General features: G+C 58.4%; 2 protein-coding genes. Both read right to left on the reverse strand.

The window, feature by feature from the left end; genetic code table 11:
• Positions 1-54 precede the first annotated feature (54 nt).
• Complete coding sequence (locus QF045_RS03605) at positions 55-14,349, reverse strand: immunoglobulin-like domain-containing protein (RefSeq protein ID WP_373424393.1); 14,295 nt, start codon at positions 14,347-14,349, stop codon at positions 55-57.
• Positions 14,264-16,462, reverse strand: coding sequence for a retention module-containing protein (locus QF045_RS27665; RefSeq protein WP_373424394.1), 2,199 nt, complete (start codon positions 16,460-16,462; stop codon positions 14,264-14,266). Before QF045_RS27665 ends, QF045_RS03605 begins: the two co-directional genes overlap by 86 nt.
• Positions 16,463-16,549: the final 87 nt, after the last annotated feature.

Genomic DNA, 16,549 nt, shown 5'->3' on the forward strand with positions numbered 1-16,549 from the left:
CAACGTATCGCCCAAATAAATCGGCCGCCTCAGAGGCGGCCGATAAACCGAAGCTTAGGCGGTGTGATCGATCTTGATGGTCGGGTCGGCACCGCTGATCAGCGAGTTGATGCTGGTGTGGGACCAATCGTTGCCTTCCAGCTTGATGGTCACATCCGCATTGGCCAGCCCTCCCGTGGCGTTCAGCTTGCCTTCACTGCTCACTTGCAGGGTCGAAACGCCTTCTACCGTGGTGATCTTCAGGTAGTTGTCGATAGTGCTGTCGGTCTCGCCCTTCAACAGGTCACGCAGGTCGATCCGGTCACCTTCCGACGCCTTGAAGTCCTTGATCACGTCGTTACCGACATCACCTGCCTTCCACACAAAGGCGTCGGCACCCGAACCGCCGATCAGGATGTCGTTGCCCTGGCCCCCGATCAAGGTGTCATTGCCGGTACCGCCCAGCAGGATGTCGTTGCCCTTGCCACCGTCCAGAACGTCGTTGCCACCCTGGCCGAACAGAATGTCATCGCCAGCGCCACCGAGCAGCGTGTCGTTGCCGTCCTTGGCGCCGGACACGTCAAAGTCCGCGTAATGCTCGGTGACGTACTGGTGCACGTTCGACGTGGTGACCGACGCAACCGCCACACCGGTTTTCTGTGCCACGAAAGCCTGCAGGGCGTTGTAACCCTCACCCGTCACGCCGCTGAAGCTCACCAGGTCGCCGAAGAGGATGTCATTGCCGTCGCCGCCGCTGACGGTGTCCGCACCTGGCAGGGTCGCCTCAGTGTGGCCGAGGATGGCGTTGGCCAGGTCCTTCGGATCGATATTGGCCTGTGGCTTGCCATCGCTGTCGTAAGGCTTCAGGTCGCTGAGGCTGATGTCGCTGTTGATGCCGATCGCCTCCACTTGCGACAGCCCGCCCAGCAGCGCAAAGGCGCTCTTGGAATTGGCCAGTGTTGCCGCGTCGGTGCTGTTGCCTCGACCGTCCAGATTGGACAGCTCAAAAGTGCCGTCGCCCTGAGCGCGGACCAGGCCCAGATTGTTGGACGTCCACCAGTAGCCATTCCAGGTCTGCAGTTGAGCGGCACCCGAAGCGTCGATGCTGAAATAATGAGTGTTATCCAGGTACTTGCCGACCGAGGTACCTGGTGTGTAGTTGGCCGTCGTCACTACATCATCGAACTTGACGTTGCCGTACAGCGTCAGGTTGGTCTGCTCGCCGCTCTGGTAGAACGTCGGCTGGCCGTCGGTGATGAAGTACGTCAGGTTGGTCGCACCGGTGTTTTTGGTCGCCAGGTCACTCTGGAAGAAGTTAGCGGTGGTCTTGAACACGTCTTCGTAGTTGGTGCCGCCTTCAGACACCATCGAGTCCAGCACCGCTTTGAGCTGGGCCAGCGCATTAGGGGCATTGAGGTTGATCGCGACCGACTTGTTCACCTGGCTATCGAAGTCGGCCAGGAAGATATTCACCGTGCCCGACGTGTTGGTGCCCAGGCTGTCTTTGAGCGAATTGAACACCGAGGTCAACGAAGCTTTTGCCGCGTTGATCGAGGCGGTGCTCATGCTGCCGGAGCTGTCCACCATGAACGCGATGTTGTAGTTCTTGCCTTGCACCACATTCAGGCCGCCGATATCCGCCACGACGATGTCGTTGCCATCGCTGCCGACGATCGAGTCGCTGCCCGACGTGCCGGTTACCGAGTTATAGGTCGCCGGGTAGACCGTCACAGGCAATTGCGCGGTGGTGCTCGCCGAACCGCCGATGCTTTCGGTAGAGGTCGAGGTGACCGTCAGGTTGAACTGGCCGCTGTAGTAAGTCGGCGGCTTGATGGTCAGGGTGCCCAGGTCCCAGCCAGTGACGTTGACTTCGCCCACGGTTTTGCTCGCGGTGAAGGTGTGTCCCGAAGCATCGGTAAGCACCGAGCCTGCCGGAATGCCGCTGATCTTCAAGGCCAGGCTTTCCGAGCCATCGGTATCGGTGAGCGCGGTGCTGATCTTGGACAGCTTCACGCTGCCGTTTTCCTGGCCTTCGTTGAGTTTGTAACCCACGTAGTAACCGTCACCGTTGCTGCCATGCAGGTCGGACACGGTCACGCCGGCGTTGGTCAGGTCGGTGATGCCGGTGTACAGCGGGACGTTGCTGGTGCTCAAGTTCTGGACTGCGCCGCCATTGACCGACAGGTTGACGTCATAGCTGCCGGGGCCTGCCTGGTTGGCTTGATAGATCTCAACGCTGTAGTAACCGCTGACCGACGGCGTGAATGTGCCGCTGAACTTGCCGCTGTTGGTGCCCCACAGGCCGCTGGCCACGTCCTTGCCGCCGACATTGATCACCAGGCTGTCATCGGCGACGCCGCTGAAGGTGTAGTTCTTGCCCGCTTCCATGTACATCAAGCCGGAGATTTTCCCGCCTGAACCTGGAGCGACGTCGGTGGTGGACTCGACATTGGTCACCACCGCAGTGCTGTTCGGCGTGCCGGCGCCGTCGATGGCTTTTTTCAGCACATCCGGTGCGGCACCGTTGCCGGAGTTGCCCAGCCCGGAAATGCTGCTCCAGGTCTGTTTGATCAGGCCAACCGAGTTAACGTTGTTGTCGGCCACACTCAGGGTGGGTGCGTCAGCCACCGGGGTGATATCCACCTTCACCGTGGCGCTGGTGCCCAGGTCCTTGCCGTCGGTTGGCTGGAACTTGAACTGCGCGTAATCGGCCTGCTTGTTACCAATACCGGTGCCGCCATACCCGTCGACACCGGACTCGTTGGTGTTCGGCATAAAGCGCAACTGGCCGCCATCGATCTGGGCTTTGGTGAAGGTCTGGCCGCTGGTCACGTTGGTCCAGGTCGTGCCGTCGGCTGCCAGGTATTGCAGCTTGCCGGCAACAGGCAAGTCGGTGATTTTCACGCCGAGGCTGGTTGATGGCGAGTCCACGTCGGTCACGCCGAAGTTCGCCCAGGTCAAGGCCAGCGCAGTGTCTTCGATGCCAGTCACAGCGCCACCCGTAGCCGCTGGCGCATCGTTGATTGCCACCACGTTGACCGTGGTGGTGGCGACGTTGGAGTAGTTGCCGCCGTCGGTCACGGTCACGGTAATGGTTCGTGGCGTGGTGCTTGGGTCATGGCTGTTGTTGGTGAAGGTAATGTTCTGGATACGCTGCATGTAATCAGCCAGCGTCGCGCTGCCCGACAACGTCAGGGTGATCGTCCCCGTCTGGTTGTTGGTGCTGACAATAATGCCATTCACGCTGTTGCCCAGGTTCAAGGCGTCACCGGCTTGCGCGTTGGTCAGCGTGACCGTTGCGCCGGTGAGCAGTGTGCTGTCCGGGTCGGTGATCTTGATATCGGTGTCGGCAATCGACACACCTGGCCCGGCGGTGCCTTCGGTGAAGGTGGTCTTGTAATCGTTGCCGCTGGCGCCGCTGGAATTGTTGGCGTCCAGGTCGATCACCGGTGGCGCATCGTTGTCGAGGATGTCCGTGCTGACCGTGCCCTTGTCGATCACCAGGTTCTCGAAGTTACCCCCGGTGGCCTTGTCGATGGTGATGACGATTTTTTCCGTCGGCTCGGTGATTTTGTCGTCGAGCGTGCGGATATCAAACGGCACGCTGCTGGCGCCGGCCGGGATCTTCACGGTGTACACACCGTTGAAGTCCGAACCGTCGGTGGCCGTACCGCTGTACTTGAGCGTAACGGTCACATCGGTTTGCGCCGGGTTGCTCAAGTTCAGGGTGTAATGCGCCGTACCGCCCTCGGTCACCGAAGCGTCGCCGCCGATGCTGAGGGTGGTGTTGGTGACCACGTCCGTGACTTTGGTGACCACAGTGCTGCCATCGACAATCAAGTGCTCGTATTTGTCACCGCCGCTGACGACGGCGTTGATTTTGGCCGTGACGTCATTGGCGCCGATATACGCATCGTTCGCGGCGGTGGTCGTGATGAAGTTGCTGGACTTGCCGTTGCCGATAGTAATGGTCGAGCCGTTATCCAGCTTCACCACCAGGTCGGAACCCACGTTGTTCACTGCCGCGCCATTCTTGTCGACCAGCGACGCGGTGTAGACGATCTGCCCGCCCTCGCTGACCGAACCGCTGGCTTTGAGCATCACGGTCACGTCGTCGATCGTGTCGTTGATCGTGGTGGTCGCGCCGCCCGGAGTGACCGTCACACCCTCGAAATTACCGCCGCTGGTGCCCGTGATCTTGACGGTCTGGGTGCTCTTGTCGATGAACACGTCATCGGTCGGAGCGGGCACCGTCACCGTGCCTACGGTTGCACCTTGCTTGATGGTGATGCTCGAGCCGTTGTCCAACTGCACCACCATGTCGCTGCCGGCTTTGTTGCTCAAGGTGGCGGTGTAAGTGATCTGGCCACCTTCATTGACCGCACTCGGCGCGGTCAGCGTAACGCTGGTGAGATCAGTGCTGCCTGGGGTGTCGGTGACGGTGGTGTTCACCGCTGTAGTACCTGGCACCAGGTTTTCGAAGTGCTCGCCACCGGTTACGCCTTTGATGGCGGTGGTGACGGTTTGATCGCCTTTGTAGACGTCGTTTGGCGCCACGGCGGTGACCGTGCCGCTGGATTGGTTCACACCGATGGTGATGGTTTTGCCGTTATCCAAAGTGACGGTCAGCGGATTGGTGATGTTGCTCACCGGCGTGCCGTTTTTATCCACAAGGGTAGCGGTGTAGACGATGTTGCCGCCTTCGCCGACGGTCTTGGTGGCGGTTAGAACCACGTCGACCTTGTCTATGGTGTCGTTGATTGTGGTCGTTGCGCCGTTGCCTGCAACTTCCAGCTTCTCGAAGTTGCCGCCAGTCGCGTCGGTGATTTTGACGGTCTGAGTGCTCTTATCGATGAACACGTCATCGCTAGGCGCAGGCACAGTCACGGTGCCGGCGGTATCACCCGCTTTGATAGTGATCGACGAGCCATTGTCGAGTTTCAGCGTTACATCAGTACCAGCCTTGTTGCTCAAGGTCGCCGTGTACGTAACCTGCCCACCTTCGTTGACTGCGGTTGGCGCAGTCAGCGTAACGGTGGTGGTATCAGCAGTGCCCGGAGTATCCGTGACGGTGGTATTCACCGCCGTGGTGCCTGGCACCAGATTTTCAAAATGCTCGCCACCGGTCACACCTTTGATGGCGGTGGTGACGGTTTGATCGCCTTTGTAGACGTCGTTTGGCGCCACGGCGGTGACCGTGCCGCTGGATTGGTTCACACCGATGGTGATGGTTTTGCCGTTATCCAAAGTGACGGTCAGCGGATTGGTGATGTTGCTCACCAGCGCGCCGTTTTTATCCACCAGGGTAGCGGTGTAGACGATGTTGCCGCCTTCGCCGACGGTCTTGGTGGCGGTTAGAACCACGTCGACCTTGTCGATGGTGTCGTTGATTGTGGTGGTTGCGCCGTTGCCTGCAACTTCCAGCTTCTCGAAGTTGCCGCCAGTCGCGTCGGTGATTTTGACGGTCTGAGTGCTCTTGTCGATGAACACGTCATCGCTAGGCGCAGGCACAGTCACGGTGCCGGCGGTATCACCCGCTTTGATAGTGATCGACGAGCCATTGTCGAGTTTCAGCGTTACATCAGTACCAGCCTTGTTGCTCAAGGTCGCCGTGTACGTAACCTGCCCACCTTCGTTGACTGCGGTTGGCGCAGTCAGCGTAACGGTGGTGGTATCAGCAGTGCCCGGAGTATCCGTGACGGTGGTATTCACCGCCGTGGTGCCTGGCACCAGATTTTCAAAATGCTCGCCACCGGTCACACCTTTGATAGCGGTGGTGACGGTTTGATCGCCTTTGTAGACGTCGTTTGGCGCCACGGCGGTGACCGTGCCGCTGGACTGGTTTACACCGATGGTGATGGTTTTGCCGTTATCCAAAGTGACGGTCAGCGGATTGGTGATGTTGCTCACCAGCGCGCCGTTTTTATCCACCAGGGTAGCGGTGTAGACGATGTTGCCGCCTTCGCCGACGGTCTTGGTGGCGGTTAGAACCACGTCGACCTTGTCGATGGTGTCGTTGATTGTGGTGGTTGCGCCGTTGCCTGCAACTTCCAGCTTCTCGAAGTTGCCGCCAGTCGCGTCGGTGATTTTGACGGTCTGAGTGCTCTTGTCGATGAACACGTCATCGCTAGGCGCAGGCACAGTCACGGTGCCGGCGGTATCACCCGCTTTGATAGTGATCGACGAGCCATTGTCGAGTTTCAGCGTTACATCAGTACCAGCCTTGTTGCTCAAGGTCGCCGTGTACGTAACCTGCCCACCTTCGTTGACTGCGGTTGGCGCAGTCAGCGTAACGGTGGTGGTATCAGCAGTGCCCGGAGTATCCGTGACGGTGGTATTCACCGCCGTGGTGCCTGGCACCAGATTTTCAAAATGCTCGCCACCGGTCACACCTTTGATAGCGGTGGTGACGGTTTGATCGCCTTTGTAGACGTCGTTTGGCGCCACGGCGGTGACCGTGCCGCTGGACTGGTTTACACCGATGGTGATGGTTTTGCCGTTATCCAAAGTGACGGTCAGCGGATTGGTGATGTTGCTCACCAGCGTGCCGTTTTTATCCACAAGGGTAGCGGTGTAGACGATGTTGCCGCCTTCGCCGACGGTCTTGGTGGCGGTCAGAACCACATCGACCTTATCGATGGTGTCGTTGATCGTGGTGGTTGCGCCGTTGCCTGCAACTTCCAGCTTCTCGAAGTTGCCGCCAGTCGCGTCGGTGATTTTGACGGTCTGAGTGCTCTTATCGATGAACACGTCATCGGTCGGGGCAGGTACAGTCACAGTGCCGACGGTGTCGCCGGCTTTGATGGTGATCGACGAGCCATTATCCAGCTTCAGGGTGACGTCACTGCCTGCTTTATTGGAAAGCGTAGCGGTGTAGGTGATCTGGCCACCTTCGTTGACGGCGGTTGGCGCAGTCAGGGTCACGGTAGTGGTATCAGCTGTGCCCGGGGTATCCGTGACGGTGGTATTCACCGCCGTGGTGCCTGGCACCAGGTTCTCGAAATGCTCGCCACCGGTCACACCTTTGATGGCGGTGGTGACGGTTTGATCGCCTTTGTAGACGTCGTTTGGTGCCACGGCGGTGACTGTACCGCTGGACTGGTTCACACCGATGGTGATGCTCTGGCCGTTATCCAGAGTGACGGTCAGCGGGTTAGTGATGTTAGTAACCGCATTACCTGACTTATCGACGAGCGACGCGGTGTAGACGATATTGCCGCCTTCGCCAACGGTCTTGGTGGCAGTCAGAACCACATCGACCTTATCGATGGTGTCGTTGATCGTGGTTGTTGCGCCGTTGCCCGCGACTTCCAGTTTTTCGAAGTTGCCGCCAGTGGTCTCGGTGATCTGAACGGTCTGTGTGCTCTTGTCGATGAACACGTCATCGGTCGGTGCTGGCACGGTCACGGTGCCGACGGTGTCGCCAGCTTTGATCGTGATCGAAGAGCCGTTATCGAGTTTCAGCGTGACGTCACTGCCAGCTTTGTTGGAGAGCGTAGCGGTATAGGTGACCTGGCCACCTTCATTGACGGCGCTTGGTGCAGTCAGCGTTACAGTGGTGGTGTTGTCGGTACCCGGTGTGTCGGTAACGGTGGTGTTAACCGGCGTAGTACCCGGAACCAGGTTTTCAAAGTGCTCGCCACCGGTCACGCCTTTGATGGCGGCGGTGACGGTCTGGTCGCCTTTGTAAACATCATCCGGCGCAACAACCGAAACGCTGCCGCTCGACTGATTGACGCCAATGGTGATGCTTTGGCCGTTATCCAAGGTGACGGTCAGCGGGTTGGTGATGTTGGTCACCGCCACGCCGTTTTTATCCACAAGGCTGGCGGTGTAGACGATATCGCCGCCTTCGCCCACGGTCTTGGTGGCGGTCAGAACCACATCGACCTTATCGATGGTGTCGTTGATTGTGGTCGTTGCGCCGTTGCCTGCAACTTCCAGCTTCTCGAAGTTGCCGCCGGAAGCGTCGGTGATCTTGACTGTTTGAGTGCTCTTGTCGATGAACACGTCATCGCTAGGCGCAGGCACAGTCACGGTGCCGACGGTATCGCCAGCTTTGATAGTGATCGAAGAGCCGTTATCCAGCTTCAGTGTGACGTCGCTGCCGGCCTTGTTGCTCAGGGTGGCGGTGTAGGTGATCTGGCCACCTTCGTTAACCGCATTTGGCGCAGTCAGGGTCACGGTAGTGGTATCAGCTGTGCCCGGGGTATCCGTGACGGTGGTATTCACCGCCGTGGTGCCCGGCACCAGGTTTTCGAAGTGCTCGCCACCGGTCACTCCTTTGATAGCGGTGGTGACGGTTTGATCGCCTTTGTAGGCGTCGTTTGGCGCCACGGCGGTGACCGTGCCGCTGGACTGGTTCACACCGATGGTGATGCTCTGGCCGTTATCCAGAGTGACGGTCAGCGGGTTGGTAATGTTAGTAACCGCATTACCTGACTTATCGACGAGCGACGCGGTGTAGACAATGTTGCCGCCTTCGCCAACGGTCTTGGTGGCAGTCAGAACAACATCGACCTTATCGATGGTGTCGTTGATCGTGGTCGTTGCGCCGTTGCCCGCAACTTCCAGTTTTTCGAAGTTGCCGCCAGTGGTCTCGGTGATCTGAACGGTCTGTGTGCTCTTGTCGATGAACACGTCATCGCTAGGCGCAGGCCCGGTCACAGTGCCGACGGTTTCGCCGGCCTTAATAGTGATGTTCGAGCCGTTATCCAACTTCAGTGTGACGTCGCTGCCTGCTTTGTTTGAAAGCGTGGCGGTATACGTAATCTGGCCACCTTCGTTGACGGCACTTGGCGCAGTCAGGGTCACGGTAGTGGTATCAGCTGTGCCCGGGGTATCCGTGACGGTGGTATTCACCGCCGTGGTGCCTGGCACCAGATTTTCAAAATGCTCGCCACCGGTCACACCTTTGATGGCGGTGGTGACGGTTTGATCGCCTTTGTAGACGTCGTTTGGCGCCACGGCGGTGACCGTGCCGCTGGATTGGTTTACACCGATGGTGATGGTTTTGCCGTTATCCAAAGTGACGGTCAGCGGATTGGTGATGTTGCTCACCGGCGTGCCGTTTTTATCCACAAGGCTGGCGGTGTAGACGATGTTGCCGCCTTCGCCAGTTGTAGGAGTGGCGGTCAGAACGACGTCAACTTTGTCGATGGTGTCGTTGATCGTGGTGGTTGCACCGTTGCCCGCGACTTCCAGTTTTTCGAAATTGCCGCCAGTCGCGTCGGTGATTTTGACGGTCTGGGTGCTCTTATCGATAAACACGTCATCGGTCGGGGCAGGCACGGTCACGGTGCCGACGGTGTCGCCAGCTTTGATAGTAATCGAAGAGCCGTTATCGAGTTTCAGAGTGACGTCAGTACCCGCCTTGTTGCTCAAGGTCGCGGTGTACGTGATCTGACCACCTTCGTTCACGGCGGTTGGTGCGGTCAGTGTGACAGTGGTGGTGTTGTCGGTACCTGGTGTGTCGGTAACAGTGGTGTTAACCGGCGCGGTACCTGGCACTAGATTTTCGAAGTGCTCACCACCAGTGACAGTTTGAATAGCAGTAGTGACGGTCTGATCGCCTTTGTAGACGTCGTTTGGTGCCACGGCGGTGACTGTACCGCTGGACTGGTTCACACCAATGGTAATGCTCTGGCCGTTATCCAAAGTGACGGTCAGCGGATTGGTGATGTTGCTCACCAGCGCGCCGTTTTTATCCACAAGGCTGGCGGTGTAGACGATGTTGCCGCCTTCGCCAGTGGTAGGAGTGGCGGTCAGAACGACGTCAACTTTGTCGATGGTGTCGTTGATCGTGGTGGTTGCGCCGTTGCCTGCAACTTCCAGCTTCTCGAAGTTGCCGCCAGTCGCGTCGGTAATTTTGACGGTCTGGGTGCTCTTATCGATAAACACGTCATCGGTCGGCGCAGGCACGGTCACGGTGCCGACGGTTTCGCCAGCCTTGATAATAATGCTCGAGCCGTTATCGAGTTTCAGAGTGACGTCACTGCCGGCCTTGTTGCTCAAGGTCGCGGTGTATGTAATCTGACCGCCTTCGTTGACGGCACTTGGCGCGGTCAGCGTGACGGTGGTCGTATTATCAGTGCCTGGGTTGTCTGTGACGGTGGTGTTAACTGGTGTAGTACCAGGCACCAAGTTTTCGAAGTGCTCGCCGCCAGTGACGCCTTTAATAGCTGTGGTGACGGTTTGATCGCCTTTGTACACATCATCCGGCGCAGCAATCGAAACGCTGCCGCTCGACTGATTGACGCCAATGGTGATGCTTTGGCCGTTATCCAACGTGACGGTCAGCGGGTTGGTGATGTTGGTCACCGCCACGCCGTTTTTATCCACAAGACTGGCGGTGTAGACGATATCGCCGCCTTCGCCAACGGTCTTGGTGGCAGTCAGAACAACATCGACCTTATCGATGGTGTCGTTGATCGTGGTCGTTGCGCCGTTGCCCGCAACTTCCAGTTTTTCGAAGTTGCCGCCAGTGGTTTCAGTGATCTGAACGGTCTGTGTGGTCTTGTCGATGAACACGTCATCGCTAGGCGCAGGCACGGTCACTGTACCGACGGTTTCGCCGGCCTTAATAGTGATGTTCGAGCCGTTATCCAACTTCAGTGTGACGTCGCTGCCTGCTTTGTTTGAAAGCGTGGCGGTATACGTAATCTGGCCACCTTCGTTGACGGCATTTGGCGCGGTCAGCGTAACGGTGGTGGCATCAGCTGTGCCCGGGGTATCCGTGACGGTGGTATTCACCGCCGTGGTGCCCGGCACCAGGTTCTCGAAATGCTCGCCACCGGTCACGCCTTTGATGGCGGCGGTGACGGTTTGATCGCCTTTGTACACATCATCCGGCGCAGCAATCGAAACGCTGCCGCTCGACTGATTGACGCCAATGGTGATGCTTTGGCCGTTATCCAAGGTGACGGTCAGCGGATTGGTGATGTTGCTCACCAGCGCGCCGTTTTTATCCACAAGGGTAGCGGTGTAGACGATGTTGCCGCCTTCGCCAGTGGTAGGAGTGGCGGTCAGAACGACGTCAACTTTGTCGATGGTGTCGTTGATCGTGGTGGTTGCACCGTTGCCCGCGACTTCCAGTTTTTCGAAATTGCCGCCAGTCGCGTCGGTGATTTTGACGGTCTGAGTGCTCTTGTCGATGAACACGTCATCGCTAGGTGCAGGCACAGTCACGGTGCCGACGGTTTCGCCAGCCTTAATAGTAATGTTCGAGCCGTTGTCGAGTTTCAGCGTGACGTCAGTACCGGCCTTGTTGCTCAAGGTCGCGGTGTATGTAATCTGACCACCTTCGTTGACGGCACTTGGCGCGGTCAGCGTTACGGTAGTGGTGTTGTCGGTTCCCGGTGTGTCGGTCACGGTCGTATTGACCGGTGTGGTACCAGGAACCAAATTCTCGAAGTGCTCGCCGCCAGTGACGCCTTTGATAACAGCGGTGACGGTCTGGTCGCCTTTGTAGACGTCGTTTGGTGCCACGGTGGTGACCGTGCCGCTGGACTGGTTCACACCGATGGTAATGCTTTGGCCGTTGTCCAGGGTGACGGTCAGCGGATTGGTGATGTTGTTCACCAGCGTGCCGTTTTTATCCACAAGGCTGGCGGTGTAGACTATATCGCCGCCTTCGCCAACGGTCTTGGTGGCGGTCAGAACCACGTCAACTTTGTCGATGGTGTCGTTGATTGTGGTGATCGCACCGTTGCCCGCAACTTCCAGTTTCTCGAAGTTGCCGCCGGAAGCGTCGGTGATTTTGACGGTCTGGGTGCTCTTGTCGATGAACACATCATCAGTAGGCGCAGGCACAGTCACAGTACCGACGGTGTCGCCGGCCTTAATAGTGATGTTCGAACCGTTATCCAACTTCAGTGTGACGTCACTGCCAGCTTTATTAGAAAGCGTGGCTGTGTAGGTGATCTGCCCACCTTCGTTGACTGCGGTTGGCGCGGTCAGTGTGACGGTGGTGGTGTTGTCAGTGCCCGGTGTGTCGGTAACAGTAGTGTTAACCGGCGCGGTACCTGGCACTAGATTTTCAAAGTGCTCACCACCAGTGACAGTTTGAATAGCAGTGGTGACGGTTTGATCGCCTTTGTACACATCATCCGGCGCAGCAATCGAAACGCTGCCGCTCGACTGATTGACGCCAATGGTGATGCTCTGGCCGTTATCCAGAGTGACGGTCAGCGGATTGGTGATGTTAGTAACCGAATTACCTGACTTATCAACGAGCGACGCGGTGTAGACGATATCGCCGCCTTCGCCAACGGTCTTGGTGGCGGTCAGAACCACGTCGACCTTGTCGATGGTGTCGTTGATCGTGGTGGTTGCGCCATTGCCTGCAACTTCAAGTTTCTCGAAGTTGCCGCCAGTGGTCTCGGTGATCTGAACAGTCTGAGTGCTCTTATCGATGAACACGTCATCGGTAGGCGCGGGAACAGTCACGGTGCCGACGGTGTCGCCAGCCTTGATCGTGATCGACGAGCCGTTGTCCAGCTTCAGGGTGACGTCACTGCCCGCTTTATTGGAAAGCGTCGCCGTGTATGTAACCTGCCCACCTTCGTTCACGGCGCTTGGCGCAGTCAGCGTGACGGTGGTGGTGTTGTCGGTACCCGGTGTGTCAGTAACCGTGGTGTTCACCGCTGTAGTGCCTGGCACCAGGTTTTCAAAGTGCTCGCCGCCAGTTACGCCCTTGATGGCGGTGGTGACGGTCTGGTCGCCCTTGTACACATCATCCGGAGCCACAACCGAAACAGAACCACTCGACTGGTTCACACCAATGGTGATGCTCTGGCCGTTATCCAAAGTGACGGTCAGCGGATTGGTGATGTTGCTCACCAGCGCGCCGTTTTTATCCACAAGGGTAGCGGTGTAGACGATGTTGCCGCCTTCGCCGACGGTAGAAGTGGCGGTCAGAACGACGTCAACTTTGTCGATGGTGTCGTTGATCGTGGTGGTTGCGCCATTGCCTGCAACTTCCAGTTTTTCGAAGTTGCCGCCAGTGGTCTCGGTGATCTGAACAGTCTGAGTGCTCTTATCGATGAACACGTCATCGGTAGGCGCGGGAACAGTCACGGTGCCGACGGTGTCGCCAGCCTTGATAGTGATCGACGAGCCGTTGTCCAATTTCAGGGTGACGTCACTGCCGGCCTTGTTGCTCAAGGTCGCGGTGTAGGTGATCTGACCACCTTCGTTGACGGCACTTGGCGCGGTCAGCGTGACAGTGGTGGCATTGTCGGTACCCGGTGTGTCGGTAACGGTGGTGTTAACCGGAGTAGTACCCGGCACCAGGTTCTCGAAATGCTCGCCACCGGTGACGCCTTTGATAGCAGTGGTGACGGTCTGGTCGCCTTTGTACACATCATCCGGAGCTATAACCGAAACGCTACCGCTCGATTGGTTTATACCAATGGTGATGCTCTGGCCGTTATCCAACGTGACGGTCAACGGGTTGGTGATGTTGCTCACCAGCGCGCCGTTTTTATCCACAAGGCTGGCGGTGTAGACGATGTTGCCGCCTTCACCAACGGTAGGAGTGGCGGTCAGAACGACGTCAACTTTGTCGATAGTGTCGTTGATCGTGGTCGTTGCACCGTTGCCCGCAACTTCCAGTTTTTCGAAGTTGCCGCCAGCCGTCTCAGTGATCTGAACAGTCTGAGTGCTCTTGTCGACAAACACGTCATCGCTTGGCGCAGGCACAGTCACGGTGCCGACGGTATCGCCAGCCTTGATAGTGATCGACGAGCCGTTATCCAGTTTCAGCGTTACATCTGTGTCCGCCTTATTGGAAAGCGTCGCCGTGTACGTAATCTGCCCACCTTCGCTCGCCACGGCCGGTGCTGTCAGGGTGACGGTCGTGGTGTCGATGGAGTCGGTAATGGTGGTGACGGCAGGCGTCGTGCTCGGTACCAGGCTTTCAAAATTGCCGCCAGTTGTTCCGGTAATAGTGGTGCTGACAGTCGACCCATTAACGTAGACATCGTTAGCCGGGGTATCGACCACCACTGTGCCTACCGACTCCCCAGCCTTGATAGTGATCACCGAGCCATTGCTCAAGGTGACGCTCACCGGCGTCTGCGCCGGATTGGTCAGGGTCGCGGTGTAGGTGATCTGCCCGCCTTCGGTCACAGTCGAACCCGCCGTCAGCGTAACGGTGGTGGTATCAACCGAATCAGTAATCGTAGTAACGGCAGGCGTGGTGCTCGGCACCAGGCTTTCAAAGTTGCCGCCCGTAGCACCAGTAATGGTGGCGCTAACAGTGGAACCATTAACGTAGACGTCGTTAGCCGGTGTATCTACGGTCACTGTACCGACGGTTTCGCCGGCCTTGATGGTAATCACCGAGCCATTGCTCAAGGTGACGTTCACCGGCCGTCTGCGCAGGATTGGTCAGGGTCGCGGTGTAAGTGATCTGACCGCCTTCGGTGACGTTCGAACCCGCCGTTAGAGTGACGGTGGTGGTATCAACCGAATCAGTAATCGTAGTAACGGCAGGCGTGGTGCTCGGCACCAGGCTTTCAAAGTTGCCGCCGGTTGCACCGGTGATAGTGGTGCTGACAGTCGAACCATTAACGTAGACGTCGTTGGCCGGGGTATCGACCACCACTGTGCCTACCGACTCCCCAGCCTTGATGGTAATCACCGAGCCATTGCTCAAGGTGACGTTCACCGGCGTCTGGGCCGGATTGGTCAAGGTCGCGGTGTAGGTGATCTGCCCGCCTTCGGTCACAGTCGAACCCGCCGTCAGCGTGACGGAGGTGGTATCAACCGAATCAGTAATCGTAGTAACGGCAGGCGTGGTGCTCGGCACCAGGCTTTCAAAGTTGCCGCCGGTAGCACCAGTAATGGTGGCGTTAACAGTGGAACCGTTGACGTAGACGTCGTTAGCCGGTGTATCGACGGTCACTGTGCCGACCGATTCTCCAGCCTTGATGGTAATCACCGAGCCATTGCTCAAGGTGACGCTCACCGGCGTCTGCGCCGGGTTGGTCAAGGTCGCGGTGTAAGTGATCTGACCGCCTTCGGTCACAGTCGAACCCGCCGTCAGCGTAACGGTGGTGGTATCAACCGAATCAGTAATCGTAGTAACGGCAGGCGTGGTGCTCGGCACCAGGCTTTCAAAGTTGCCGCCCGTAGCACCAGTAATGGTGGCGCTAACAGTGGAACCGTTGACGTAGACGTCGTTAGCCGGTGTATCGACGGTCACTGTGCCGACCGATTCCCCTGCCTTGATGGTAATCACCGAGCCATTGCTCAAGGTGACGCTCACCGGCGTCTGCGCCGGGTTGGTCAAGGTCGCGGTGTAGGTGATCTGCCCGCCTTCGGTCACAGTCGAACCCGCCGTCAGCGTGACGGAGGTGGTATCAACCGAATCAGTAATCGTAGTAACGGCAGGCGTGGTGCTCGGCACCAGGCTTTCAAAGTTGCCGCCCGTAGCACCAGTAATGGTGGCGTTAACAGTGGAACCGTTGACGTAGACGTCGTTAGCCGGTGTGTCGACGGTCACTGTGCCGACCGATTCCCCAGCCTTGATGGTAATCACCGAGCCATTGCTCAAGGTGACGTTCACCGGCGTCTGGGCCGGATTGGTCAAGGTCGCGGTGTAAGTGATCTGGCCGCCTTCGGTGACGTTCGAACCCGCCGTCAGCGTGACGGTGGTGGTATCAACGGTGTCGGTAATTTGCGTCACGGCCGGGTTAGGGTCGAGGGTCAGTACCAGGTTGTTGCCGCCGGTGGTGCCGGTGACGGTGACGCTGATCTGGCTGGCGTCGATGTACGGGCTGTCATTGGGCGCCAGGGGTACGTTGACGGTGCCGGTCAGTTGGCCGGACGGGATGGTAATCACCGCGCCGTTGGACAGGGTAACGGTCAGGTCGCTGGTGGACGCCTGGGTCACGGTGGCGGTGTAGGTCAGCACGCCACCGGCTTCGGTGATCGTCGGGGTCGCGCTCAGGGACAGCGTCGAAGGCTGCAGCAATTGGTTGCCCGCATCAGTGGAGCCCTGGCCACCAGTGAGGGTATTAAGTGCAGAGGTACCCTGGCCCAGCGGGCCGGTTGGGAAACCAATGGTCGGGTCGACACGGCCGGCGGTCGCGTCCAGCACGACAAAGCTGTGACCCCCGCCCGCAGCTCCATTACCGGCAGCGGTGGCACCGGCGGCAGTGGCTTCCAGCTCGGTGGTCGGGTCGGCGCCCGCGGCGATGGCTTGCTGCAGTTCGGCAACCGACGGCGCGGCCTGTTCGGTGGCAGCGGCCAGGTCGGCGGTGGAGTCCGGCATGTCGGCGCTCCACTGGGTTTCGCGACCCAAGTCCAATGTGCGCCCATCCGCCAGCTCCAGGCTTACCGCGCCCGACAGGCCGGTGTCTACCTGGTCGCCCGCGAACAGGCGATCACCCTCAACCAGAACGCGGCGCGTCCCTTCCGGAGAAATAACGAACACTTGACCAACAATGCTTTTGACGATGGCAACAACATTGCTCATTAAATATTTCTCCGGCGATCCGTTTCTGGTGGTTTCCATGTGGCCGCTCAGGAAGAGAGCCAAACTGGAGGGGACGTAGTCTAGATA

It is taken from the genome of Pseudomonas sp. W4I3, from assembly GCF_030816195.1.
Taxonomy (GTDB): Bacteria; Pseudomonadota; Gammaproteobacteria; order Pseudomonadales; family Pseudomonadaceae; genus Aquipseudomonas.